Origin of the sequence: Streptomyces megasporus (assembly GCF_000718985.1) — a bacterium.
Classification (GTDB): domain Bacteria; phylum Actinomycetota; class Actinomycetes; order Streptomycetales; family Streptomycetaceae; genus Streptomyces; species Streptomyces megasporus.
In genome coordinates, this window is sequence record NZ_JODL01000016.1 from 176,715 (window position 1) to 198,084 (window position 21,370).

Sequence of the window (21,370 nt, forward strand, 5' to 3'; positions counted from 1 at the left end):
CCGGCGGTCCGTCAGCCGAACACGGCCGCCAGGACCACCACGGCGAGCATCAGCACGAGCGCACCGCTCACGATGCGGGTACGGGTCTTCGGGTCCACGTCCCCAACGGTAGCCGGACCGCTCAGCCGTCCAGCGACCAGGCCTCCAGCGTCTCGTACCGGGGGTGCTCGCCGGGCACCCCGGAGGAGGGCAGGAAGCTGCGGACGAGGGCCACCTCGCGCGCCTGCCAGTCGCTGCCGGAGAAGCCGTCCAGACTCGCCACGAACGGGCGCAGGTCGACGCGGTGGGCCGTGCGGCCGGCGCGGGCGACGGTCAGGTGCGGCTTGTAGGGGCGGTCCTCCGTCGGCACCCCGGCGCGGCGGACCGCTGCCGTGACGGAGTCCGCCAGTCGGCGCAGGGTCGTGTGGTCGCCCTCCACCCCGATCCACAGGACCCGGTCGCCGAAACGACCGCCTCCGGCCAGTCGGAGGCCGAAGGCGGGGTGACGGTGTGCGGCGCGTGCCAGGCGCTCGCGCAGTTCGGGGAGGAGGGCCTCGTCCACCTCGCCCAGGAAGGCGAGGGTGAAGTGCCATCCCTCGGGCCTGGCCCAACGCAGTCGGTCCGCGTCGGGCAGGCCCTTCAGTCGGTCCACCGCCGCCTCCAGTTCGGTCAGGACGCCCGGAGGCGGCAGGACGGCGGTGAAGAGTCTCACGCCAGTACTTCCTTGCGGTGGTCCCTGTCCCCGCCGGAGGCGGTGGACGGGGAGGTGGGCGGGGCGGTCGCGGGAGCGACGGCCGGGGCGGTGGGCGACGAGCAGGCCGGGGTCTTCCCGGCGCTCGTTATGCTCTCCTGCCCTTTCCCGCCCGCCACCGGCACGAACGTCAGGACGCGACGGCCACGCCGACGGAGGTCGACCTTCAGCCGCAGTCCGCTGACCCGGGCCAGCACCAGTCCGGTCGCGCCGGCCGCCAGGGCGGAGATCAGGCCGCCCGACAGGAAGCCGATCCGGGCGCCGTAGGCGTCGGTGATCCAGCCCATCAGCGGACCGCCGAGCGGGGTGCCGCCCATGAACACCATCATGTAGAGGCTCATCACACGGCCGCGCATCACCGGGTCGGAGGCGAGCTGGACGGTGGAGTTGGCGGTCACGTTGAAGGTCAGGCCCATGACGCCGATGGGCACCATCAGGGCGGCGAAGAGCCAGAACGTCGGGGAGAGGGCCGCCGCCATCTCCAGGACGCTGAAGACCAGCGCGGCGCCGACCATGACCCGCATCCGGCTCGTGCCGCGCCGGGCGGCGAGCAGCGCGCCGGTCACCGAGCCGATCGCCATCAGGGTGTTGAGCAGGCCGTAGGTACCCGCGCCCTCGTTGAAGACCTCGTCGGTGAAGGCGGTGAGCCAGATCGGGAAGTTGTAGGCGAAGGTCCCGACGAAGCCGACGAGTGTGATCGGCCAGATCAGGTCCGGCCTGCTCCTGACGTAGCGCAGGCCCTCCCTGAGCTGTCCCTTGGCGCGCGGGGCGGTCTCCACCCGGTACAGCTCGGCGGGGCGCATCATCAGCAGGCCGATGATCGGCGCGATGAAGGACAGCCCGTTGAGCAGGAACGCCCAGCCGCTGCCCACGGCCGTGATCAGCACACCGGCGACGGCCGGGCCGACCAGGCGGGCGGACTGGAAGTTGGCGCTGTTGAGCGAGACCGCGTTGGGCAGTTGGCGCGGGCCGACCATCTCGGAGACGAAGCTCTGCCGGGCGGGGTTGTCCACGACGGTCGCCAGTCCCAGGGCGAAGGCGAGCGCGTAGACGTGCCAGACCTGGACCTGGCCGCTGAGGGTGAGCGCGGCCAGTGCCAGACCGGTGAGGCCCATCGCCGACTGGGTGAACAGCAGCAGCTTGCGCTTCGAGTAGCGGTCGGCGATGACGCCGCCGTACAGCCCGAAGAGCAGCATGGGCAGGAACTGCAGCGCGGTGGTGATGCCGACGGCCGTCGCCGACCCGGTGAGGCTGAGCACCAGCCAGTCCTGGGCGATGCGCTGCATCCAGGTACCGGTGTTGGAGACGAGTTGGCCCATCGCGAACAGCCGGTAGTTGCGTACGCGCAGCGAGCTGAACGTCGAGGGTTTGGGTTCGTCGGCCTCGGCGGTGGTGGTGCCTTGGTTCGTGTTCTCGTCAGGTGCGGGTGCGGAGTGTGCTCCGGGTCCCGAACTCAAAACGATTTCGCCTCCTTGGGGTGCGACTCCTCACTTACAGGTGCGCGAGCTTCTCCAGGACGGGTGCCGCGGCGCGCAGTCGCGCCCAGTCCTCCTCGTCCAACTGGCCGATGAGCTCCGCCAGCCAGGCGTTCCGCTTGCGGCGGCTCGCCTCCAGCACTTCATCCGCCAGCTCCGTCCGGGTCACCACCTTCTGGCGGCGGTCCCCGGGGTGCGGCTCCATCCGGACGAGGCCCTTGCCCTCCAACATCGCCACGATGCGGGTCATCGACGGCGGCTGTACGTGCTCCTTGCGCGCCAGCTCGCCGGGGGTGGCCGAGCCACAGCGAGAGAGAGTGCCGAGGACCGACATCTCGGTCGGGCTCAGCGACTCGTCGACGCGCTGGTGCTTGATGCGGCGTGCGAGACGCATCGTGGCGGAGCGGAGAGCGTTCACCGCTGCGGCGTCCTCGCTCCGGGACATATCCGGCATGTTTTTTAGCCTAACTCATTACTTTATCTAAGGACAACCTGAAAGAAGGCCCGTGGAGGGTGTCCTTCATCACCCGCATGGACGAGACCGTACGGAGAGTCGACACGCCGCCCCTCCTTCCCCCTGAACCGTGCCCTCATGAAACCGACAGGACCGAAAGTGCCCAGCCTACGGATGGGTGACGCACCGCTCGACGGCCCTGTCCATCCGGGGTCCGTCCGGAGTCTGTCCGGGGTCCGTCCGGGCCACGGAACACGGAACGAGGGTGTGGGACCACGTGGTCCCACACCCTCGTTCCGTGTCGTTGTCGGTCGACGTTGGTCGACGTCGGCGGGCGAACCCGCCGGGCTCACCCGATGCCCAGCACCTGCTCGATCGGGTCGAGCAGGAAGTACACCAGGAAGCAGGCCCCGACGACGTTCAGCAGCCAGGGGAGCTCGCGGAACCGCCCGGTGGCGGCGCGCAGCAGGATGTAGGACAGCACACCGATGCCGATGCCGTTGGTGATGCTGTAGGTGAACGGCATCGAGATCAGCGTCAGGAACGCCGGCACCGCGACGGTGTGGTCGCTCCAGTCGATCTGCCGCACGTTCGACGCCATGATCATGAAGCCCACGACGACCAGCGCGGGGGTGGCCGCGTGGGACGGCACCACGGTGGCCAGCGGGGTGAAGACCAGGGCCAGCAGGAACAGGGCGCCGGTCATGATGTTGGCCAGACCCGTGCGGGCGCCCTCGCCGACGCCCGCGGTGGACTCCACGAAGCAGGTGTTGGCCGAGCAGGAACCGAAGCCGCCGCCCGCGACGCCGATGCCGTCCACCATCAGGATGCGGCCCATGCGGGGCATCCGGCCCTCCTCGTCGGTGAGCTTCGCCTCCTGGCCGACGCCGATGATCGTGCCCATCGCGTCGAAGAAGCCGGACAGCAGCACGGTGAAGACGAACAGGCAGCCGGTCAGCAGGCCGACCTCCTCGAAGCCGCCGAAGAGACTGACCTGCCCCAGCAGGGAGAAGTCGGGGGTGCTGACGATCTTCTCGGGCATGTTGGGCACGGCCAGGCCCCACGCCGCGTCGGGGATCTCGGCGATGACGTTGATCACCACGGCCACGACGGTCATCGCGACGATGCTGATCAGGATCGCGCCCTTGACGCCCCGTGTGACCAGGACGAACGTCAACGCGAGGCCGAGCACGAAGACCAGCACCGGCCAGCCCGTCAACTGGCCGCCCTGCCCGAGGCCGAGCGGGACGGTGGTGTGCGCGGCGTCGGGGTTGCGGGTGACGAACCCGGAGTCCACCAGACCGATGAAGGTGATGAACAGGCCGATGCCGATCGCGATGGCCTGCCGCAGCCCGTTGGGTATGGCGTCCATGACGCGCTCGCGCAGCCCGGAGGCGACCAGGAGCATCAGGACGAAGCCCGCCAGGACCACCATGCCCATGGCGTCGGGCCAGCTCATCTGGGGCGCGAGCTGGAGGGAGACCACGGCGTTGATGCCCAGGCCCGCGGCCAGGGCGATGGGGACGTTGCCGACGACCCCCATCAGGAGGGTGGTCAGACCGGCCATCAGCGCGGTGGCGGTGACGAGCTGGGCGTTGTCGAGCTGGTTGCCGAACTTGTCCTGGCCCGCGCCGAGGATGATCGGGTTCAGCACGATGATGTAGGCCATCGCGAAGAACGTGGCCAGCCCGCCACGCAGTTCGCGGCCCACCGTCGAGCCTCGCTCGGAGATCTTGAAGAACCGGTCGACACCGTTGCCTGGCGGCGGTGTGCCGGTGTCCTTGCCTGGAGAGTCGGGCGTGGCCGGGGTGTCGGTGACCGGAGCGGACATGCGTGACCTTCGGTGATCGGCTCGGGGACGAGGTTTGGAGGTTCATACGAGTAGAACCAGCCATACCAGGATTCTTTCAGTATGAACGCACCATGACCGGAAAGACCATCTCCGCGCGTAGACATTCCACGGCCCCGTCGTGACTCTCCCCACACGCGCCCCCTGGCTACGCTGGTGCGAGCACCGCGGGACGACGAGCGACGAGCGACCGCGGCGAGCGACACGCGACAACGGGCGGCGACGAGCGACAGGGTGGACGCGGGGTGGGCGAGAACCGAAGAAGGGGCCGGACGATGGACCTGAGCAGGTGGACGAGCGGCGAGCGCGAGGCTCCCGAGCCCCTGGAGGGCAACGTCGTCGCCACGGTCGTGGGCGGCACGATCATCTGGTTCGTGCTGTTCCTGGTCCAACTCCCCTTCTACGGCTGGTTCGCCGACCACGACCGCACCTGGTGGCTGTGGACCTGCCTGACCGGTGGCCTCCTGGGCCTGGTCGGCATCTGGTACGTCCGCCGCCGCGACGAGGCCATCCGCCGCGCCCGGCAGCAGCGCGCCGCCGGCACCCCCGGCACCACCGGCTCCGAGAGCACCGAAGGCACCGAGGGCACCACCAACCCCGACGGCACCCCCCTCACCGACTGACCGTCCCGTCGGCGCGGGCCGGCCACCGGGCCCGATTCGCCCCGTCGAGCCCCTCCTGTACGGAGAACTCCCCGGCCGAGAGGGCCGGAGAGCCATTGGGGATTCCCGGATTTCCCCCGGGGAAAACCCAAAGGTGGCGCAGAACACGCCCACCATCCCGTGATCGCCCGTACTGTCTTGGGTCATGACCGAACGGGCTGAGATCACACGCGGCACCCTGGAGCCGCCCGATGGCACGGCGCGGGCCGTGACGACCCTCGACGCGGACGCCGGTAAAGGGACCGGACCGGACACCTCCGCGAGGCCGTCCGGCCTCACCACCGCCGAGGTCGCCGAACGCGTCGCCCGTGGCGAGGTCAACGACGTCCCCGTCCGGTCCTCCCGCTCCACGGCCGACATCGTCCGCGCCAACGTCTTCACCCGCTTCAACGCCATCATCGGCGTCCTGTTCGCGATCATCCTGGTCGTCGGCCCCATCCAGGACGGCCTGTTCGGCTTCGTCATCCTCGCCAACACCCTCATCGGCATCGTCCAGGAGCTCCGTGCCAAGCGGACGTTGGACAACCTCGCCGTCATCGGCGAGTCCCGGCCCACCGTCCGCCGCGACGGGGTGAGCACCGAGGTCCGCACCGGCGAGATCGTCCTGGGCGACCTGGTGGAGCTGGGCCCCGGCGACAAGGTCGTCGTGGACGGCACCGTCGCCGAGTCCGAGGGGCTGGAGGTGGACGAGTCCCTGCTCACCGGCGAGGCGGACCCCGTCCACAAACGGCCCGGCGACACCGTGATGTCCGGCAGCTTCGTCGTCGCCGGCAGCGGCTCCTTCACCACCACCAAGGTCGGCCGCGAGGCCTACGCCGCCCAGCTCGCCGAGGAGGCGTCCCGCTTCACGCTCGTCCACTCCGAGCTGCGCAGCGGCATCAGCCAGATCCTCAAGTACATCACCTGGATGATCGTTCCCGCGGCGATCGGTCTGGTGCTCAGCCAGATGCTGGTGGAGGACAACGACCCCGACGAGGCGATCCGCCGCATGGTCGGCGGCATCGTGCCGATGGTCCCGGAGGGCCTGGTCCTGCTCACCTCCATCGCCTTCGCCATCGGCGTCATCCGGCTGGGCCGCAAGCAGTGCCTGGTCCAGGAACTGCCCGCCATCGAGGGCCTGGCCCGCGTCGACGTCGTCTGCCTGGACAAGACCGGCACCCTCACCGAGGGCGGCATGGACGTGACCGAGGTCCGCCCGCTGGGCGACGCCGACCCGGCCCACACGGAGCGGGTCCTGGCCGCCCTCGGCGCCTGCGACCCGCGCCCCAACGCCAGCCTCAAGGCCATCATCGACGCCCACCCCGCCGACGGCGCGGCCGGCTGGACGTGCACCGGCACCCTGCCCTTCTCCTCCGCCCGCAAGTACAGCGGCGCGTCCTTCACCGAGCCCGACGGCACCGAGAGCACCTGGCTGCTGGGCGCCCCGGACGTGCTGCTGGCCCCCGGCGACCCCACCCTGGCCGAGACCGACCGGCTCAACCGGGAGGGCCTGCGCGTCCTGCTGCTGGCCCGCACCTCCCGCGCCCTGGACACCCCGAATCCGGCCGGCGACCCCACCGCCGACAGCACCCCCGTGGCCCTGGTCGTCCTCGAACAGCGGCTGCGCCCCGACGCCTCCGACACCCTGCGCTACTTCGCCGACCAGGACGTCTCGGCCAAGGTCATCTCCGGCGACAACGCCGTCTCCGTGGGGGCCGTCGCCGCCAAGCTGGACCTGCCGGGAGCGGAGTCCGCGGTGGACGCCCGCACCCTCCCCGCCGACCGCGACGAGCTGGCGACCGCCCTGGAGGACGGCGCCGTGTTCGGCCGCGTCACCCCGCAGCAGAAGCGCGACATGGTCGACGCCCTCCAGTCCCGCGGCCACACCGTCGCGATGACCGGCGACGGCGTCAACGACGTCCTGGCGCTGAAGGACGCCGACATCGGCGTCTCGATGGGTTCGGGCTCGGAGGCGACCAAGGCCGTGGCGCAGATCGTGCTGCTCAACAACTCCTTCTCCACCCTGCCGTCGGTGGTCGCCGAGGGACGGCGGGTCATCGGCAACATCGAGCGCGTCGCCAACCTCTTCCTCACCAAGACCGTCTACTCGGTGCTGCTGGCCCTGCTGGTCATCTGCTCCCAGGTGCCCTACCCGTTCCTGCCCCGGCACCTGACCCTGCTGGGCGGCCTGACCATCGGCATACCCGCCTTCTTCCTGGCCCTGGCTCCCAACAAGGAGCGCGCCCGCCCGCACTTCGTCAAGCGCGTGATGCGGTACGCGATCCCCTCCGGCCTCATCGCGGCGACGGCCACCTTCACCGTCTACCTGCTGGCCCGCTCCCACTACACCGGCGCGGGCGCGCTGGAGGCCGAGACCAGCGCGGCGACGCTGACGCTGTTCCTGGTGGCGCTGTGGGTGCTGGCGATCATCGCCCGCCCCTACACCTGGTGGCGGATCGGCCTGGTGCTCACCATGGCGGCGGCGTTCGTGGTCGTCCTGGTCACCCCGTTCCTCCAGGACTTCTTCGCCGTCCGCCTCGTCGGCACGGTGATGCCGTGGACGGCCGTGGGCGTCGCGGCCTGCTCGGCGGTGGTGCTGGAGATCGTCTGGCGCTGGATCGGCCGCCGCTTCCCCGACTGACCGGCCCGCTCACCCGCCGCCCCGGACACCCGCCGCCCCGGACACCGAAGCGTCCGGGGCAGCGGTGTGTCGGGGCGTCGGGGACCGTCAGGCGTCCTTGGCCGCCGCCGCCTCCCTGGTCAGCTCCACCGCCGAGCGCAGGCTCAGGGACGGTTCGGCCTCGCGCAGGGCCTTGACGGCCCGGACCGAGTCCAGCGGCCCGTCGAAGCCGACCGCCTCCAGCCTCCGGCGCGTCCACCGGACCCGCACCCGCGCCTCGTTCCCCACCACGGTCTCGGCGGCCTCGGTCGCGACCGCCACGGCCCGCTCCAGGCCGGGCCGTTCCTCCTCCGAGGCCGTCTCCAGGGCCTGTTCCAGGGCCGCGAGGATCTCCTGGGAGTCCCGCACGACCACGACCGCCGTCTCACGCTTTCCCGCACCGAACATGAGGCCATCGTCCCCCTCGCGAGGGATGCCGTTCCACCGGGTCGCACGTTTTCCGAGCCGCCCGGTGCGCGGGTAAAACCCTTCGCGTGCCCGTCGGGTGCGTTGTTACGGTCCGACCCGCATCGCGCGCACCTCCGGAGGAACACGAACGCCATGAGCACGCATCTGATCGGCGGCGGCTGGGACGAGCAGGCCGCCGCCGAGATCTACGGACCGTTCCTCTCCGAGGCCGAGACCGCCCCCACCGTCGCCTGTCTGGTGTTCGACGGAAGCGGCGGGCCGGACGAGCCGGGCGAGCCGGGTGACGGCGCCGGGGTCTTCGCCCGCTTCGAGGCCGTCCTGCGCGCCGTCGACCCCTCGTGCACGCCGGTGCCGGTGGTGGTGTCACCGGGCGGCGGACTCGATCCGAGCGCGCTGGACGGCGCGGACGCGCTGCTGGTCTGCGACGGCCCCGCCCCCGCCTTCCACGACGCCCTGGTCGACGTGCTCGACGCCCTCACCCTGCGCGTCCTCCGGGGCCTGCCGTACGCGGGGGTCTCGGCGGGCGCGGCGCTCGCCGCCGAACACGCGGTGCTCGGCGGCCGGCTCTCGGACGGGGTGCCCGTCTGCCCCGACGGCGCCGCCGAGGGGATGGCGGAGCTGGACGTCCGTCCGGGGCTGGGTCTGCTGCCGGGCGCCGTCGAGGTCCACGCCGCGCAGCGGGGGACGCTCTCCCGGCTGGTGGAGGTGGTCGCGCGGAGGCTCTCCCGGCAGGGCGTGGCGCTGGACGAGAACACCCTGCTGACCGTGGACGGGGGCCGGGCCCGGGTCTCCGGTGCGGGCCGGGTCCACCTGGTCCGTGCCGGGGCCGTTCCCGGAGAGACGGTGGTGCGCTCCCACCGCGCCGGAGAGGAGTTCGTCCTGTGACCCTCGCCCACGACACGGCCGGCGCCGGCCGACGGGCGGTGCGCTGCGACTTCCACGGGTTCGGCGGCACCCCGGCGACCTGGTGGCCCTGGAGGTCGCCGCCCGCCGCCCGGACCGGGTGACGTCCCTGGTGCTGCTCTGCTCCGGGATGCCCGGTCACCAACCCTCCGCCGAACCACGGGCGTTCGACGAACGCGAGGAGGCGCTGTTCGCGGGGGCGACCTCGCCGGGCCCGTCGAGCTCAATGGGGACACCTGGCTCGGTCCCGAGGCCGACGCGGCCGTCCGGGAAGAGGTGCGTCGGATGCAACGGCACGCCTTCGAGGTCCAGTCGGCGGCCGAGGACATCGGGCCTCCCGAGATGGAGGTCGACCTCACGCCGGCACCGAACCGCCTCCCGCGCCCCGGACGCGGTGGGCGTCAGGGCACGAGGACCTCGGCCAGGTACCGCCGCACCGGTTCGTACAGCCCGTGCGGCACCCGCTCCACCACCCCGGCGTACCCGCACCAGGCCAGTGCGGCCAGTTCCTCGGTGTCCCGCACCCGTGCCGTCCCGGACGGCGCCTCACACGCCCAGTACGTCACGACCCGCCGCGTCACCGGATGCGTCCGCTCCCCCAGCGGCGCGACCGCCCGTACCACCAGGCCCGTCTCCTCGGCCGCCTCCCGCACGGCGGCCTCCCGGCCCGACTCCCCCGGCTCGACCTCGCCGGCCGGGAACTGCCACGACAGCGCGCCCTCGGCGACCCGTCGCCGCACCATCAGCACCCGGCCGCCGCGCACGACGACCGCCACCGCGATCCCCGGCCTCTCGTCCACCCTGTCTCCTCTCACGGCGCTTCACGTCTCCTCACGGCGCATCACGGCGCTTCACGAGCCCTCCGAAGATGGCCGGTTGTGCACGTCCGGGTGTCTTCCGCCCGTCCGCTCCCGGCCGCACACTGCCCCCATGCGGGGGAACACAAGGGACACCATGACCGCGTTGCTGGTCATCGGGGGGCTCGGCGTCGGCGCGGGCTCCATCGGTTGGGCCGTCTTCACCGAGGCGCCCGCCACCGTCGGATGGGGCGGCGCGTTCGCCGGCCTCCTCCTCTACGTGGCCGGCGGTGCCATCGCGCCCGAGATCGAGGAGAAGGCAGCCCAGGCCGAGGACCGGGCTCAGGACGGGGACGGCTGGTGGACGGTGGGGAAGGACGAGGGGAACGGCACCGGCTGTGGTGCCGTGACCGGCGGGGACGGCTGCGGCGGGTGCGGTTGCGGCGGGTGACGGCGGTTCGGGGTTCCGGGGCCGGTCGTGGGTCACCCGAACGGCTTCGCCGGACGGAAGCGGACACATCCGCGCGCGGGGCGGGATAGGACTGGTGCCATGACCGCTACCAGTGACGAGCCCGCCGGCCTGCCCTTCCCCATGTCGCAGGCGGACTACCTGGCCACCCTGCCCAAGGCCACCGTCTACGCCTGCCTGTACTTCACCGACCTGCGCGGACGCCCGCTGCAGATGCGCTCGGTCTACCGGAACCGGCCGTGGCAGATCCCCGGCGGCAACCTGGACGCGGGCGAGGACCCGTACCAGACGGCCGTCCGCGAGACGTTCGAGGAGACCGGCCTGCGTGTGGAGGGCCCGCGCCCGCTGCTGCTGGTCCACTACATCCGCGAGGACCGGGACCGGGCGCCGCTGGCCAAGATCGGTTTCTGCTTCGACGGCGGCACCCTGGACGACGACCAGCTCGCCTCCATCCGGCTCGATCCGGAGGAGCACGACCGCTGGGCGGTGGAGGACTGGCCCACCTGGGAACGGCTGATGTCCCCCGAGGGCTACCGGCGGCTGGCCGCCCTCGCCGAGGCCCGTCGCACCGGCCGCGCGGACCTGCTGGTGAGCGAGCCGATCATCTCGGGATCCGCCTGACTGGCGGTTCCGCCCATGCCGTGACGACACGGACGTGGCGGGGCCGCTCCCGCCGGACCGAGGCCCCGGTTCCGGAAGGCACGATGGCCACTCGGCCGGCCCGAGCGCCGTGGGGTCACGTCCCGCCCGCCACGATCCGGTCGCCCGTATCGGGGGATGTTCGCGGATCGCCGTCCAGGACGTGGAGCAGGTGGCCCGCCTCGCGCGGCATCACCCCGATCCACACCTCGCCCTCGGCCGAGGCGCACTCGATCACCAGGCCCCCGCCGTTGATCCACAGCGCTTCCTTCCAGGTGGGCCGGCGCACCTCGACCTTCCGCAATCGTGGCGGGAGTCGGTCCGGTCCGCCGTGTCCGCCCGCCGGCCGCCACACCATCGAACCCGGGCCGACCAGCATGCGTCCGCGCTTCCACCGCCCTCCCCGTACGGGGTGTCGCACCAGGCAGGGGACCGCGATCGTCTCCCCCCGCGCCGCGCTCTCCGCCCGCTGCCTCCCCTTCCGGCGGAGCAACCACGCCGCTGTTCCGCCCCCGACGAGGACGGCCACCAATTCGACCATGTCCGACATTCAAACAGCCCCCGCCCCGAACACCCAGGGGTGTCGACGCGCGCACGGGACCCTCCGCCGAGTTCACCGGCCGCCCTCGTCCCGGGACGACCGTTGGGGGTCGGTGCGTACATGCGCGCGCACCCCTTGCGGGCCGAACAGAATGAGAAGCTCGACCGTGCCACCGTCGGCGCTGCCCAGCCAGTGGGGTGTGGACGTATTGAACTCTGCTGCCTCGCCGGGCGGCAGCGTCAGGTCGCGCTCGCCGATCACGAGTCGCAGGCGTCCGTTGAGCACGTAGAGCCATTCGAAGCCCTCGTGGGTCCGCGGGGTCGGTTCGAGCGGTTCCGGCCGGGCGTGGATGATCATCTTGAACGCGTGCACCCCGCCCGGTCGCCGGGACAGGGGCACGAAGGTCATCCCGAACCGCCTGATCGGCTTGAGGTGGATCCGGGGGTCGCCGGTGCGCGGAGCACCGACGAGGTCGTCCAGTGGAACGTCATGGGCACGGGCCAGCGGCAGCAGCAGTTCCAGGCTCGGTCGGCGCTGCCCGTTCTCCAGCCGGGAGAGAGTGCTCTCCGACACGCCGGTCGTCGCCGCGAGGTCGGCGAGGGTGATGCCGCGGTCACGGCGCAGCGCACGGAGCCGCGGCCCCACCGCTTCGAGCACGTCGTCGTCCGTCTCGCGGTCCATGCGGTCATCTTGCCGTAACCGCAAGATTCCGTGCCAGGTCTCGGGTGCCCGGCAAGACTGAGCGCCCACCGACACAAGGAGTCTTGATGACCACCATCGACGCGGCCGCGTTCTGGGACAGCGTCCACGCGGCCCGACCGGAAGCCCGCGACCCCCGGCCGAACGCTCGCCTCACCGAGACGGTGACGGGTCTGCCGCCCGGTGACGCGTTGGACCTCGGATGCGGCGACGGCGGAGACGCGCTGTGGCTCGCCCGCCTGGGGTGGCGCGTCACCGCCGTCGACATCTCGGCCGTGGCGGTCGAGCGGCTCGCCGCCCTCGCCCGCTCACACGGCCTGGGCGAGCGCGTCACCGCGGTGCGGCACGACCTGCGCGAGTCCTTCCCGCCCGGCGAGTTCGACCTGGTCTGTGCCCACTACCTGCACACTCCCTGTGAACTGGACCGGGCGACCGTACTGCGCTCGGCCGCGCACGCACTGCGCCCGGGCGGGCGGCTGCTGGTCGTCGACCACGGCTCGACCGCGCCGTGGTCGTGGGACCAGGACCCCGCCATCCGCTATCCGAGCCCGAGGGAAGTCGCCGCGGACATCGACCTGGACCCGGCCACGTGGACGGTCGAGCGGGCCGACGCACCCCGCCGGATCGCGACCGGACCGGACGGGCGCACCGCCGAGGTCACCGACCACGTCCTCCTCGTCCGCCGCGCCGCCTGACTCGCGGGCACGGTCCCGGCTCGGCCTGCTCGACCACCTGGCTGCCGGCGACACCCGTGTACGAGGTCCGGTCCGTGCGGCGCGCGACGCCGCGGACGTCAGTCGAACCAGCGGTCACGGGCCAGTTCGTCCACCCGCGAGGGGTCCTCCAGCAGGGCGGCGGCCTCGAAGCGGCGCGGCCAGAGGCCGGCCGCCCAGGCCAGGCCCGCCGCCAGGCCCTCGACGGTGGCGGCGTGGAGGGTGCCGTCGGGGGTGAGCCGCCAGTCCACCTCCACGCCGTCGACGATCAGTTCCTCGTGCTCGACGTACGTCTTCGGCGCGCCGGGCAGCAGCACGCGGACGGCCTCGGGCACCTCGTGGACCTCGCCGCCCTCCGGCGCCGGGGCGGGCAGGGCCTCGCTCAGGCGGCGGACGTCGAGGACGGCCGCCAGGTCGGCGGCGAGCGCGGGCCGCACCGGCAGCAGCGGCCGGCCGGCGGCCAGGGGCAGCAGGTCGGGGGCGTCGGCGACCAGCGCGTCGGCGGCGTCCACCACCCGCACCTCGCCGTCCACCACGGCCCGCAGTTCGTCGGGGAGCGTGACCTCCTCCGGGTCCAGGGAGGCCAACAGGGTGTAGAGGCCGTGGAGTTGGGCGGCCCCGACAGGCCGTTCGGGGTCGGCGAGACGGCCGAGGAGTTCGGACGCGCCGCCCGGCTCGTCCAGGAGGGCGGCGGCGGAGGTGCGGATGCCCAGGGCGCGCAGGACCTGCTCGTCCAGGGCGTCGGTGGAGACGGACGCCTCCTCGTACAGGCCCGCCAGCAGCGGGTCGCCGTCGGCCGCGCGGAGCCCGGCGGGGCGGCGGCCGTCCAGCACGGGGTGGCCGCGCAGCCACCAGGCGGTGTAGGGGCGGACGGACTCCACCGTGCCGTCCGGCAGCAGCACCCGCACCGGGGTGGTCAGCGCGTCGCGCAGCGGGGGCCGGGAGAGCATCCGCAGGGCCTGTGGCCAGCGGTCGTCGTCGACGAGGTCCAGGTCGCGGACGGCGAGCAGTTCGGAGGCGACCGGCGGGACCGGGGTGTCGGGGAGGCCGTCGAGGACGTCCTCGCACCACACGTCCACCGCGTCCAGCAGGCCGGCGTCGTCGGGTTCGGGGAAGTCGGTGTCGCGGGGCTCCAGTTCGTCCGGGTCGAGGACGACGTCACCGGCGCGGACGAGGGCGAAGTCGGCCGACACACCGACCGCCGCCAGCGTCTCCTCGCCCCACCGCTCGGCCAACTCCGCGTCGCAGACCGGCAGTTCTCCCTCGCGGATGACGCTCTCGAAGGCGCTGCCGGGGAAGACGAGTTCGGCGGCCGGGACGAGTTCGCCGTCCTCGTCGGGCAGGGCCAGCGCCCCGAGCCAGGGTTCGTCGCCGGGTGACAGCCCCGCGTCGCGGACGAGGGCGAGGACGGTCTCGGCCAGTTCGTCCGCGTCGAGGGGGCCGCTCTCGTCCTCGTCGTACCAGGTCTCGTCGGCGTCCAGCGACGTGGCGACCGCCGCCCGCACCTGCGGGGTGGTGAGCACCGCGCGGGGCGTGGCCGGGGTGGCGCCCAGCTTCTCCAGCAGCGGGTGGGCGGCGTCGGGGTGGGCGACCTTCAGGCCCAGCCGGGCCAGGGACTCGGCGCCGGCCTCCTCGGCCGCCGGTTCGGGCAGCGGCAGCAACACCTGGCGCGGGCCGATGGTGGTGCGGCCGTCGGCGAGCGGGACGGGCAGGCCGGAGAGCCGGTCGGGGTCGACGCCGGCGAGGGAGTCGTACAGCCGCCGCCACCAGGACGGGGACCGCTCGACGCCGGCGAGGCGGTCGATCAGCTCGCCCAGCGGCACGCGGGGGACGTCCAGGGTGCGCAGCTCGGTGCGGCGCTCCAGTCCGGCGGGCAGCAGGGTGGGGAACAGCTCGGCCAGCACCGTGACGGTCTCGGCCCCGGCGCCCTCGGCGACCTCCGCGTCGGTGGGGCGCAGCGCGTAGGGCTCGCCGTTCTCGTCCCGCGCGGCGCCGGCCAGGAACGCCACGCGCGGCAGCCGCTCCAGCACCAGACGGCGCAGCTCGGTGTCGAACGCGGCCTTGCCCAGCGGTCCGGGCACCAGGTCGAGGGTCCCGCCGTGGACGGGTTCCCAGTCGCGCAGCAGCGTCGCGTAGGTGTCGGCGGCGCGCTCCAGCAGGAAGTCGGTCAGCGGGCCGGGCGCGATGTGGCGGCGGGACGGCTCCAGCGGGAACGACGCGATCAGCAGGGCGGGCAGGCCCTGCGGCTCGTCGGTGGGGGTCGGGGCGTGGACGACGGGCACGGTGCGGGTGCGCACGGGCGCGCCGGAGTCGTCGACGGGGACGGCCCAGGTGACGGACCAGATCGGCCGCGCCCGCTCCTCCACGGGACGGTCGGCGAGCAGGGCGGCGTCGATCCGTCCGGCGTCGGAGGCCACGCGCCAGCGGGTGGCGGCGCCCTCGTCGCCGGCGCCGCTGTCCTCGACGACGACGCAGGGGCCGTCCTGGCGGCGGGTGAGGGTCCGCACGCCGCCGTCGGTCTCGATCACGACCTCGTCCAGGCCGGGGAGGGTCAGCAGCAGGGCGTCGTCGACGGCGGTGAGCAGCCGGACGGCCAGGTCCTGGGCGCCCGCGTCGCGCAGCGGCAGCACGACGGCGGTGTCGTAGCCCTGCGGCGCGCTGCCCCGTGCGGGCAGCGGCAGCCGCAGCAGCGGCACGTGGCCCTCGCGGCGGCGCAGCTCGTCGGCGAGGTCGGGGTGCCCCTCGGCGGCCTCGGCGGCCAGTTGACGGGCCTCGGCCAGGGACCAGCGGACGCCGCCGGCGCGGCTGACGATGGCGGGTTCGTCGCTGACGGCCAGGACGGCGGAGAAGCCGACGCCGAAGCGGCCCACGGGCCGGCCCGCGAACTGTTCCGTGTCCTCACCGGCGTCCTCGCCGGCCTCGTCGCGCTTGGCGGAAGCGCGCAGGGTGGACAGGGACTCCACGCCGGCCGCGTCCAGGGGCGCTCCGGTGTTGGCGGCGACGAGCACCCCGTCGCGCAGGGTCAGCAGCAGCCTGCCGGGCACCTTGGCGCGGGCGGCGGCGTCGGCGGCGTTCTGGGCCAGCTCGACGACCAGCCGGTCGCGGTAGCCGCCGAGGGCGAGGTCCTCCTCGGCGTTGGCGTCCTCCCGGAAGCGGGCGGCGGAGGCCGCCCAGGCGTCGAGTACGCCGCGGCGCAGCCGTGCGGTGTTGAAGGGGTCCACCCCGTCGTCCGCGCCCTGCACCAGCACCGTGCCGCTCACGTCTGCCTCTCCTCCACACGACAGGACCACACCACAGGACAAGCCCGTCTTCCCTCTATGCGGCGACGGTACTGCGTCCGGTGCGCGCGGTGCGCGCCGGCCCGCACTGCGGACCGGCGGGCCGGGAAACCGGCGGCACGGGTCATGACGGGCGGCGGCCAAAGCGCGTCCGGGGCCGCGCGTCCCCGTCCTCACCCACGGCGCACCGGCACGGCGCGTGGACTCACCCGGCACGGGGCGGTGTGGCCGCCCCGGCCCGGCCGCCCGCGGCGTTCCCCGGATACCGGTTGCGGAGTTCCGACAGCACACCGCCCGCCGCGGCGGTGAGCGGCACCGCGAGAAGCACGCCGAGGATTCCGGCGACCGTGGCGCCCGCCGTGAGGACCAGCAGCACCACGGCCGGATGCATCTGCACCGTTCGGCTCTGGATCACCGGCTGGAGCACGTTCCCTTCGAGCGCCTGCACGGCGAGCACCACGCCGAGGACCCACAGCGCGACCACCAGGCCCCGGTCGGCGAGCGCGACCAGGACCGCGACCGTGCCGGAGATGAAGGCCCCGAGGTAGGGGATGTACGCGCCGACGAACACCAGCGCTCCGAGCCCGAGGGCGCCCGGCACCCGGAGGACGAGCAGCCCGACGGTGATGCAGACGGCGTCGATGACGGCGATCAGCGTGGTGCCGCGCATGAAGCCCTCGATCGCTTGGAAGGCGCGGCGGGCCATGGCCTCCAGGGACTCTTCGGAACCACGTGGCGCGAGGGAGCGCAGCGCGGCGAGGGCCCTGCCGGAGTCGCGCAGGAAGAAGAACATCAGCAGCAGCGCGAGGACGGCCATGGCCAGTACCTCGCCGACGACGCCGACGCCGCTGACCACCCCGGAGGCCGCGGTGCCGCCGAATCCGGACAGCAGGTCCTTGGCGTTCCGGGCGAGGTCGTCCAGCGATGCTCCGGCGGGGCCGAACTCCTCGGCGAGCGACCGCGCCGCGGCCCGCAGCGCGGAGATGATCTGCGCGCCGGTCTCGGTCAGGGCGTTCACCACGACGGAGGCGGCTCCGCCCGCCACCAGCAGCATGGTGGCGCAGGTCAGCCCGGCGGCGAGGGACGTGTTCACCTTCCTGGTCACCAGCCACCGGTACAGCGGGCGGAGCAGCGCGGTGCCGAGCAGGGCGAGCAGGATCGGTGTGACGGCCGTCTTGAAGGTGACGCACAGCCACACGCCGACGGCGGCGACACCGGTGACGAGCAGCGCGAGAGCACACCAGGCGCCGGCGCGGCGGGCGGGGTCCGGAAGCAGTTTCGGGGACGAGGCCCACCCGGCGTCCCGCGCCCCCGGAGGACTTGGCGTGTCCGGTCTCCGCACCGGTCGACGTCGCACCACCGGGGTGGGGCGGTGGCCGGTTCGGGTCCGCCGCACGGACCGTTTCCGGCCGGAGCCGCGCCGTGCGTCTCCTGCACGGGCCATCTCGATCATCTCCGCTCGCACGCAGTGGCTGTCCCGGCGGGCACTCCGACCCGACGTTCCCGGATACCACGCCGGGTCGGGCGGAGGCCGGACAAAGCCGCCGGGGAATCACCCGAAGGGGCGTGAACCGCGGGGCGCCGAAGGAGGCGCCGTCGGCGCGGGCGCGCCCGTCGGCGGGTTCCGCGGGCCTTCAGAAGAGGATCAGGACGACGAAGACCAGGCACACGACGATGTTGATCAGCCAACTGTGGGTGGTGGCCCAGTCCTGGAAGCGGGGCATGGCGGTTTCGGCCCGCCGGTGGAACACCAGCCGGGCCAGCAGCGGCAGCGCCGCGATCAGGACGGTGAGCGCGATGAACGGCAGCGCCACGCCGGGATCGGCGCCGCTCTGCTCCAGGTGGACGCCGACGGTCAGCATGACCAGGATGTCCGACGGCATCAGCAGAATGACCAGCAGGCCGACGGTGAACGCCCTGCGCGGGCCCGCCGTCATCAGAGTGCCCAGCCAGGCGGGGGGTCGGACGGTCGCGCGGTGGCGCCAGTTCCGCAGCGCGGCGAGCGCCAACAGGCCCACCAGCACGTACTGGACGATCCGGCCGGCCGAACCGCCGTCGGCGGGGTCGCCCCAGTCCACCGCGCCCCCGAGGAGGGCCGCCAGCCCTCGCGCGAGCGCCGTGCCGACGGTCGCCGCCACGGCCACGCCGGCCAGGAACGCCAGGGACGCCCGGACCGCCCTGGGCGTGGTCACCAGGATGATCGCCGACAGGATCTGCGGGCCCGCCATCATGGTGATGGCCAGCGGCAGGATCTGCAGTCCGTCCACGGGAATCTCACCACCGCCACGCGGGGACGGGAGTCAGTGGAGGATCTTCTCCTTGGCCCGCTCGAACTCCGCTTCGGAGATGTCACCCCGCGCCTTGAGGTCCGACAACCTGGTCAGTTGCTCCACTTCGCCGGAGCCGGGGCCGGAACCGGCGGCGGCCTGACGGATGTAGGCGTCCACCGCCTCCCGCTGCTCCTGGGCGTGGCGTGCCTCGCGCCGGCCCATGTCCCGGCCGCGGGCGATCACGTAGACCAGGACCCCCACGAACGGGACCAGGATCAGGAACAGCAGCCAGGCGGCCTTCGCCCAGCCGCTCATGGAGCGGTCGCGGAAGACGTCGGTGACGATCCGGAACAGCAGCACCAGCCACATGATCCACAAGAAGACCCACATCACGGTCCAGAAGGCCCCCAGGACCGGATAGTCGTACGCGAGCGGCAGACGGTCGCTCATTGCTCCTCCTCGCCCCTCACCGGTCCGCGCCGGGGAGGTCTCCTCGGCGGCACCGCCGGTGAGGCTGTCACATGGTGTCGCGTTGGTGGACGCAGAGCGCCCAGATGACGAAGAAGTAGAAGGCGATCAACACGACCGACCAGAGCGGGTAGTAGGGCAACGACAGGAAGTTCGCCACCAACAGGGCCGCCGAGATCAGCACGCCCACGATCCGCGCCCACAGCATGCCCCCGAACAGGCCCGCTCCCACCGCGATGGCCAGCACGCCCAGGAGAAGGTGGGTCCAGCCCCAGCCGGTCGCGTCCCACTCGAAGACGTAGTTCGGCGTGGTCACGAAGATCTCGTCCCCCGCGATGCCCATGATGCCGCGCAGCACGTCCAGAATGCCGCCGATGATCAGCATGACGCCGGCGAAGATCACCAGCCCGGTCGCCACCGCCTGAGAGCCGGTCGAACGCCGCCGCTGGGTCGTGGTGTGTGACATCGAGAACCCCGCCTTCCACGGGTGACGTGCACGGACATCAAGGCCCCGTGCCTCCGAGGTCCCGGTCCGGAAGCCGGGCCGGACGGAATCGGAGAGGACAATCGGCACCGGGCCCGGCCCACGACGGCGGTACCCAGCCGCGGAGACCGCCGAGAACGTCAGGCGTTCACCCGGCGGGCACGACGCCCCTTCACCTTGGCCTCTCTGTGCACATCAACACATTTTGCCCCTGTTTATCCAGTATCCCTCACCGGAGTGAGAGCACAACCCCGCTCCGTCAGGCCAGGCCGTTCTCGCGCAGCGCCAGCCACAGCCGGCTGGCGACGTCCGGATCGTCGAGGTCCGCCTCCAGCAGGCGGGTGGCGGTGGCGACGCGGTGGCGGAGGGTGTTGCGGTGGACGCCGAGGTCGGCGGCGGCGCGCTCCCAGTGGCCGCGCCGGCGGAGGTAGGCGGCGACCGCGCCGACCAGGTCCGTGCGGCGGTAGGACAGGAGGACGTCCAGGCGCACGGCGACGGGCGCGTCGGGGGCGGCCAGGTCGCGCAGGGTGCCGGCGGGGACGTCGGCCAGGGCACGGCGGAGCACCGGCACGCGGTGGCGGAGTTCGGCCTGTCCGGTCTCGGGCCCCAGGACGGCGCGCAGGTTCGGAAGGCGTTCGGCGGTCAGGCGGCGCAGCGCGTCCCGTACGGCGTCGGCGTCGCGCGGTGCGACCAGGGCCCAGAGCTCGTCCGGTTCGGCCACGGCCGGCAGGTGCCGGCCGTCGTGGACGGCGGCGGGTTCGAGGGCGTCGAGGACGTCGTCGGGGCCGGCGTCCGTCCAGCCCGTCAGGCCCAACGGCCGGACGCGGGGGGCGACGGCGGGCAGGCCGAGGTCGGCGGCCAGGGCACGGGCCGCGTCCAGGTGGCCGGCCAGCAGCAGCCGGGCCACGCAGTCCCGCGCGGTGCGGGCGCCGGCGGTGTCGCGCCGGCGCTGCTCGCTCTGGAGGGCGAGCAGGGCGCACGCGGTGAGGACGAGCTGCCGGTCCGGCGCCTTCATGGGGCGGGGGCAGCCGGTGGCGACGAAGCCGCTCAGCCGTCCCCGTCCGACCAGCGGCTGGAGGACGACGTCGTCCCCGCCGAGCGGGAACGTCGCCGAGGAGTGGGGGCCGGCCACCCGCAGCCGGGCGACCTCCGCCGCGATCCGCCGCGCGCTGTCCCGGTGTTCGCGGGGCCAGACCTCCACCACCTCGCCCTGCGGGGTGAGTTGGGCGGCCCAGCCCTCGACGGCGCCGGCCAGGGTGCGGACCACGGCGCGCACGGGGTCGGGGCCGGCGGCCGAGCGGACCAGGTCGCGGTGGGCGCCGAGCGCCGCGCTGAGCTCCTCCTGCCCGGCCGCCGCGGTCAGCGACCAGTAGGTGCGCGCGACGGTGAGGAACGGGGTGGGCGCGGGCACGGCCAGCAGCGGCAACCCGGCGCTCTCGCAGACGCGGAGCAGGGTCTCGGGGACGGTGCGGTGGACGGGCCCCAGACCGATGCCGAGCGCGGTGACGCCGTGCGCGGCCAGCCGGGCGGCGTACGCCCGTGCCTGCGCCGTCTGGCCGGTCAGGCCCATGCCGGTGGTCAACAGCAGTTCGCCGCCCGCGAGGTAGGGGGTGGGGTCGGTCAGTTCGCTGACGTGGACGCCGGTGACCTCGCGTGCGGGCGGGTCGGCGGGGGCGACGGGTTCGAGGTCGGCGCCCAGCAGGCGGACGAGGTCGTCGAGCGCGGGCACGGGCCCTCCTCGCTGATGCGGCCCGGAGATCCGGAGATTGTGCGTTCCGTACGAGAAACGAGAGTACCGGTCGATTCGTCCAAGGAATTCCGGGCCCGGGGCCCCCTAGCGTTCGGGGGGCACCCGGAAACGCCACCCGGAAG

At 73.1% G+C, this 21,370-nt stretch carries 21 protein-coding genes; 7 read left to right on the forward strand and 14 right to left on the reverse strand.

The features are described 5' to 3' along the window. Nucleotides 1–121: 121 nt before the first annotated feature. From thpR to IF47_RS0115630, 4 genes are all read right to left on the reverse strand, one after another. Nucleotides 122–691 carry an RNA 2',3'-cyclic phosphodiesterase gene (thpR, locus tag IF47_RS0115615; protein ID WP_031509395.1) on the reverse strand — a complete coding sequence of 190 codons (570 nt, stop codon included), beginning with the start codon at nucleotides 689–691 and terminating at the stop codon, nucleotides 122–124. Then, on the reverse strand, nucleotides 688–2,187 hold the full coding sequence (locus IF47_RS0115620; RefSeq protein ID WP_078591862.1) for an MFS transporter: 1,500 nt from the start codon (nucleotides 2,185–2,187) through the stop codon (nucleotides 688–690). Before IF47_RS0115620 ends, thpR begins: the two co-directional genes overlap by 4 nt. 34 nt (nucleotides 2,188–2,221) lie before the next feature. Then, entirely contained in the window at nucleotides 2,222–2,659 is a 438-nt protein-coding gene (locus tag IF47_RS0115625; protein WP_031509397.1) for a MarR family winged helix-turn-helix transcriptional regulator, read from the reverse strand. Between the two features lie 349 nt (nucleotides 2,660–3,008). Continuing rightward, nucleotides 3,009–4,490: an NCS2 family permease gene (locus IF47_RS0115630; RefSeq protein ID WP_031509398.1), complete on the reverse strand. Its 1,482-nt coding sequence runs from the start codon at nucleotides 4,488–4,490 to the stop codon at nucleotides 3,009–3,011. Between the two features lie 299 nt (nucleotides 4,491–4,789). Between IF47_RS0115630 and IF47_RS0115635 the strand changes: the two genes are divergently transcribed. Then, complete coding sequence (locus IF47_RS0115635; RefSeq protein WP_078591871.1) at nucleotides 4,790–5,131, forward strand: DUF2530 domain-containing protein; 342 nt, start codon at nucleotides 4,790–4,792, stop codon at nucleotides 5,129–5,131. 184 nt (nucleotides 5,132–5,315) lie between these two features. Further along, complete coding sequence (locus IF47_RS0115640) at nucleotides 5,316–7,790, forward strand: HAD-IC family P-type ATPase (protein WP_031509400.1); 2,475 nt, start codon at nucleotides 5,316–5,318, stop codon at nucleotides 7,788–7,790. An 87-nt stretch (nucleotides 7,791–7,877) separates the two neighbouring features. On the opposite strand, the gene IF47_RS0115645 is transcribed toward IF47_RS0115640, so the two are convergent. Then, complete coding sequence (locus IF47_RS0115645) at nucleotides 7,878–8,216, reverse strand: hypothetical protein (RefSeq protein ID WP_031509401.1); 339 nt, start codon at nucleotides 8,214–8,216, stop codon at nucleotides 7,878–7,880. 153 nt (nucleotides 8,217–8,369) lie between these two features. Between IF47_RS0115645 and IF47_RS0115655 the strand changes: the two genes are divergently transcribed. After that, entirely contained in the window at nucleotides 8,370–9,122 is a 753-nt protein-coding gene (locus IF47_RS0115655; RefSeq protein WP_031509402.1) for a Type 1 glutamine amidotransferase-like domain-containing protein, read from the forward strand. After that, nucleotides 9,119–9,244 (forward strand): hypothetical protein, encoded by a 126-nt coding sequence (locus IF47_RS32015; protein ID WP_342667272.1) that lies wholly within the window; start codon nucleotides 9,119–9,121, stop codon nucleotides 9,242–9,244. Before IF47_RS0115655 ends, IF47_RS32015 begins: the two co-directional genes overlap by 4 nt. 297 nt (nucleotides 9,245–9,541) lie before the next feature. On the opposite strand, the gene IF47_RS0115665 is transcribed toward IF47_RS32015, so the two are convergent. Continuing rightward, nucleotides 9,542–9,940, reverse strand: a complete 399-nt coding sequence (locus IF47_RS0115665) for an NUDIX domain-containing protein (protein ID WP_281179472.1) — start codon at nucleotides 9,938–9,940, stop codon at nucleotides 9,542–9,544. A 130-nt stretch (nucleotides 9,941–10,070) separates the two neighbouring features. On the opposite strand from IF47_RS0115665, the gene IF47_RS0115670 reads away from it, so the two are divergent. Both IF47_RS0115670 and IF47_RS0115675 read left to right on the forward strand, forming a co-directional pair. Next, the gene (locus tag IF47_RS0115670) at nucleotides 10,071–10,388 is read left to right on the forward strand and encodes a hypothetical protein (protein ID WP_157839982.1); all 318 of its coding nucleotides are present in this window, start codon (nucleotides 10,071–10,073) and stop codon (nucleotides 10,386–10,388) included. Between the two features lie 99 nt (nucleotides 10,389–10,487). Further along, entirely contained in the window at nucleotides 10,488–11,027 is a 540-nt protein-coding gene (locus IF47_RS0115675; RefSeq protein WP_245641126.1) for an NUDIX domain-containing protein, read from the forward strand. Between the two features lie 115 nt (nucleotides 11,028–11,142). Here IF47_RS0115675 and IF47_RS0115680 read toward each other — a convergent pair whose 3' ends face one another. Then, nucleotides 11,143–11,586: a hypothetical protein gene (locus IF47_RS0115680; protein WP_211257219.1), complete on the reverse strand. Its 444-nt coding sequence runs from the start codon at nucleotides 11,584–11,586 to the stop codon at nucleotides 11,143–11,145. Nucleotides 11,587–11,658: 72 nt separating this feature from the next. Then, a complete protein-coding gene (locus IF47_RS0115685; RefSeq protein WP_031509407.1) occupies nucleotides 11,659–12,267 on the reverse strand; it encodes a helix-turn-helix domain-containing protein in 609 nt (202 codons plus the stop codon). Nucleotides 12,268–12,353: 86 nt separating this feature from the next. Here IF47_RS0115685 and IF47_RS0115690 point away from each other — a divergent pair, with 86 nt between their 5' ends. Beyond that, nucleotides 12,354–12,980 (forward strand): class I SAM-dependent methyltransferase, encoded by a 627-nt coding sequence (locus tag IF47_RS0115690; protein ID WP_031509408.1) that lies wholly within the window; start codon nucleotides 12,354–12,356, stop codon nucleotides 12,978–12,980. A gap of 98 nt (nucleotides 12,981–13,078) precedes the next feature. Here the strand turns inward: IF47_RS0115690 and IF47_RS0115695 are convergent, their stop codons facing one another. The 6 genes from IF47_RS0115695 to IF47_RS0115720 form a co-directional block, all read right to left on the reverse strand. Continuing rightward, nucleotides 13,079–16,258, reverse strand: coding sequence for a sacsin N-terminal ATP-binding-like domain-containing protein (locus IF47_RS0115695; protein WP_211257220.1), 3,180 nt, complete (start codon nucleotides 16,256–16,258; stop codon nucleotides 13,079–13,081). Between the two features lie 223 nt (nucleotides 16,259–16,481). Next, a complete protein-coding gene (locus IF47_RS0115700) occupies nucleotides 16,482–17,618 on the reverse strand; it encodes an AI-2E family transporter (protein WP_425423596.1) in 1,137 nt (378 codons plus the stop codon). Nucleotides 17,619–17,910: 292 nt separating this feature from the next. Further along, nucleotides 17,911–18,543: a GAP family protein gene (locus IF47_RS0115705; protein ID WP_031509411.1), complete on the reverse strand. Its 633-nt coding sequence runs from the start codon at nucleotides 18,541–18,543 to the stop codon at nucleotides 17,911–17,913. A 33-nt stretch (nucleotides 18,544–18,576) separates the two neighbouring features. Continuing rightward, complete coding sequence (locus IF47_RS0115710; RefSeq protein ID WP_031509412.1) at nucleotides 18,577–18,996, reverse strand: SHOCT domain-containing protein; 420 nt, start codon at nucleotides 18,994–18,996, stop codon at nucleotides 18,577–18,579. Nucleotides 18,997–19,063: 67 nt separating this feature from the next. Beyond that, a complete protein-coding gene (locus IF47_RS0115715) occupies nucleotides 19,064–19,480 on the reverse strand; it encodes a DUF7144 family membrane protein (RefSeq protein ID WP_031509413.1) in 417 nt (138 codons plus the stop codon). A 277-nt stretch (nucleotides 19,481–19,757) separates the two neighbouring features. Next, on the reverse strand, nucleotides 19,758–21,227 hold the full coding sequence (locus tag IF47_RS0115720; RefSeq protein WP_031509414.1) for a PucR family transcriptional regulator: 1,470 nt from the start codon (nucleotides 21,225–21,227) through the stop codon (nucleotides 19,758–19,760). Nucleotides 21,228–21,370: the final 143 nt, after the last annotated feature.